At 44.4% G+C, this 2,898-nt stretch carries 3 protein-coding genes; 2 read left to right on the top strand and 1 reads right to left on the bottom strand.

Going from position 1 to position 2,898, the window contains the following annotated elements; translation table 11 throughout:
* Both VN105_RS03755 and gap read left to right on the top strand, forming a co-directional pair.
* A partial coding sequence (locus VN105_RS03755; protein WP_325638072.1) for a hypothetical protein occupies positions 1-226 on the top strand: 226 nt, incomplete at its 5' end.
* A gap of 110 nt (positions 227-336) precedes the next feature.
* Complete coding sequence (gap, locus tag VN105_RS03750; protein WP_325638070.1) at positions 337-1,335, top strand: type I glyceraldehyde-3-phosphate dehydrogenase; 999 nt, start codon at positions 337-339, stop codon at positions 1,333-1,335.
* Here gap and VN105_RS03745 read toward each other — a convergent pair whose 3' ends face one another.
* Positions 1,336-2,319 (bottom strand): GlxA family transcriptional regulator, encoded by a 984-nt coding sequence (locus tag VN105_RS03745; RefSeq protein ID WP_325638068.1) that lies wholly within the window; start codon positions 2,317-2,319, stop codon positions 1,336-1,338.
* Positions 2,320-2,898 lie beyond the last annotated feature (579 nt).

The following is a 2,898-nucleotide window of genomic DNA, read 5'->3' as shown; positions in this document are numbered from 1 at the left end:
AAGGGGAGAAGGTGGGTTACAGCGTTTTAGTTCCTACCGTAAATCCGTTGCCATCCCTGCTTTTGAAACAATGCTGAAAATAATAGGAGGCTTATTGGTTATAGGCGGTCTTTTCTTTTGCTTAGTCGTTTGGTATAACACCCGTGGAGTGAAGCATTATAATTCAAAGAAGGTGTCAGATACAACTGCGGTTACATCGAAGAAATCTTCAAAGAAATCAAGATAGGGGATACCAGGTTGATCGCTTTTTTAGTTGTCCTAAATTGAATGAAATTTGTCATTTAAGACAAGCTGTACAAAAGCTACCTTTGTCATACAGACTAAAAATCAAATAGTATGATAAAAGTTGCAATAAACGGGTTCGGAAGAATCGGCAGGATGACATTCAGGAAACTGTTTGGTAGTAACGAAGTGGAAGTAGTTGCATTGAATGATCTGAGCACCCCTGAAATGCTCGCCTATTTACTGAAATATGATTCCGTGCACGGCGTATTTCCCAATACCATAAGCAGCACAGAGAAATCGCTGACTGTTGACGGAAGGGAAGTAGCGGTATTTGCAGAAAGAAGCCCTGAAAACCTTCCCTGGAAGGAGCTGGGCATAGATGTGGTACTGGAGTGCACCGGGATCTTTGAATCGAAAGATAAAGCCGCATTGCATTTGAAAGCAGGCGCAAAAAAGGTGATCATATCTGCCCCTTCCGACAAGGATGTGAAAACGATCGTATACAATGTGAACCACCAGTTGTTGAATAAGGAAGATGTATTGATCAGCGCAGCATCATGTACTACCAATTGCCTGGCGCCTATGGCCAAGGTATTGAACGACCGGTTCGGCATTATTACAGGCCAGATGAATACCATTCACGCCTATACCAATTCGCAGCCCCTGATGGATACACCTGATCCAAAGAATGGTTTCCGCAAATCAAGAGCGGCAGCAGACAGTATCGTTCCTTATACTACGGGTGCTGCTAAAGCCATTGGCCTGGTAATCCCTGAGCTGAACGGAAAACTGGACGGCGCTTCCCAGCGTGTTCCTGTTCATTCGGGTTCTGTAGTAGAACTATACACCTTATTGAATAAAACAACCAGTGAAAAGGAAATAAACGAAGTCATGAAAGCCGCGGCCAACGAGTCTTACGGTTATAACGAAGATCCCATCGTTTCTCAGGATGTAGTGGGAATGAGTTATGGTTCACTGTTTGACGCCACTCAAACAAAGATCACCGGAGTGGGGGATAAGCAGTTGCTGAAAACCGTGTCCTGGTACGATAATGAAATGTCATTCGTTTCTCAGTTAACAAGGTTATTGATCTGTTTCGGCAATTTATAATCAGGCAAAGTTTTTCCTGTAGGCAACCGGGGTGGTGTTAAGGTGGCGGATAAAAAGCCGCCTTAAGCCATTGGCATCGCCGGTGCCGCATTCTGCTGCTATTTCTTCGAGGCTTAAACGTGTTTCTTCCAGGCGGCGGCGGGCAGCTTCCACCCGGGCTTTTTCAACGAACTTGGCTGGTGTTACCCCTGCTTCCCTGTAAAATACCCTGGAGAAATTGCGGGCGCTCATGGATGCTTTTGCGGCCAGTTGTTCAACGGACAGATCCTCATCCAGGTGTTCCTGGATCCACTGCAGACTATCTTTTACCGGCCTGTAATCCGTTTTTTGCGTCCTGAGGATATTACTGAACTGCGACTGGTTCCCGGGCCTTTTCAGGTATAATACCAGGATCCTGGACACTTCAATGGCCACATCTCTCCCCAGGTCTTCCTCTACCAATGCCAGTGTAAGATCAATGCCGGTTGATATCCCCGCAGAAGTGTAAATGTTCCCCTGCCTGATATAGATGGGATCTTTCTCTACTTTAACTAATGGGAATTTCTCAGCCAGTTTATCGTGGAGCTGCCAGTGGGTAGTAGCGCGGCGACCATCCAGCAGGCCGGTTTCCGCCAGTATAAAAGCGCCTGCGCAAATAGAAGCGATGCGGGGTTTCGATTTGCTCTTATTGATCTTTTGTATCCATTTCAGTATATGGGCCGGCGCTCCCTTCCTGTATTCCCCCCTGCCAGCAATGATTGCAGTATCTATCGGGTAGTGGATCCCTGAAATGCCTCCTTCGCAGATAACAGGCATACCGGAAGAAGTAGGCACAGCCATCGTATCATCCATGGATACCAGGTGTGTTGTATAGTATTTATCCTTTGCCTTTCTATGCCGCGTCATATAGTCGGAGGTCTTGGAGAAGACTTCCAGCGGGCCCGCTACATCTAATAATGAGGTTTGCGGGGGGACGAGTATAACGATATGTTTTGTTTTAGTCACGTTGGCGTAGAATGAATGTTACTGTAAAAATAGGACATTTTATTTTAACCGTAGATTATCATTCCGGAAGTATACCGCAGACTGTAGATGCTATTTTATCGCGTTTTAAGTTTATTGACACCCTAAATAACTACATTAATAAGCTGGTAAAATTGTGTATTCAAAGGGTAACCCTCTAAATTCAAAAAATGAGAATTGGTTTTCTTCAGCGTGTCATTTTTTCCGCTGTTACCCGGATATTCTCCCCAATAGAATACTTGTGAATGTAAGTTTCATCCGGGATTATTTAACAACCGAAGGAAGGCATTGAATCGTGTATATAGATTTTCCTGGAGTAATAATTGGAAAGCAGTTGGAAGAGGATATCAGATCTGTCCTGCAAATCAGTATCATATAGGTTTAATTTAAAGTCAGGTGCCGGAGATGAGCCAGCGGTAATGGAAAGCTGCTGATTAATAATTTTATATTGGATATTTTTTTTCCAGTTAACAGGTAATGAATGTCCATAATAGCGGATGCCTTCTTTAGATACCTATAACCATGCCATACAGCCAGCGGCGCCAAAATCCGGTTTCTTTC

The sequence above is a fragment of the Chitinophaga sp. genome (assembly GCF_035564935.1).
GTDB lineage: Bacteria > Bacteroidota > Bacteroidia > Chitinophagales > Chitinophagaceae > Chitinophaga.
This window is presented reverse-complemented; position numbering and strand designations above follow the sequence as displayed.

What these genes read in the sequence shown, in the direction of transcription:
- gap (WP_325638070.1), top strand. Translation starts at nt 337, where the DNA reads ATGATAAAAGTTGCAATAAACGGGTTCGGAAGAATCGGCAGGATGACA.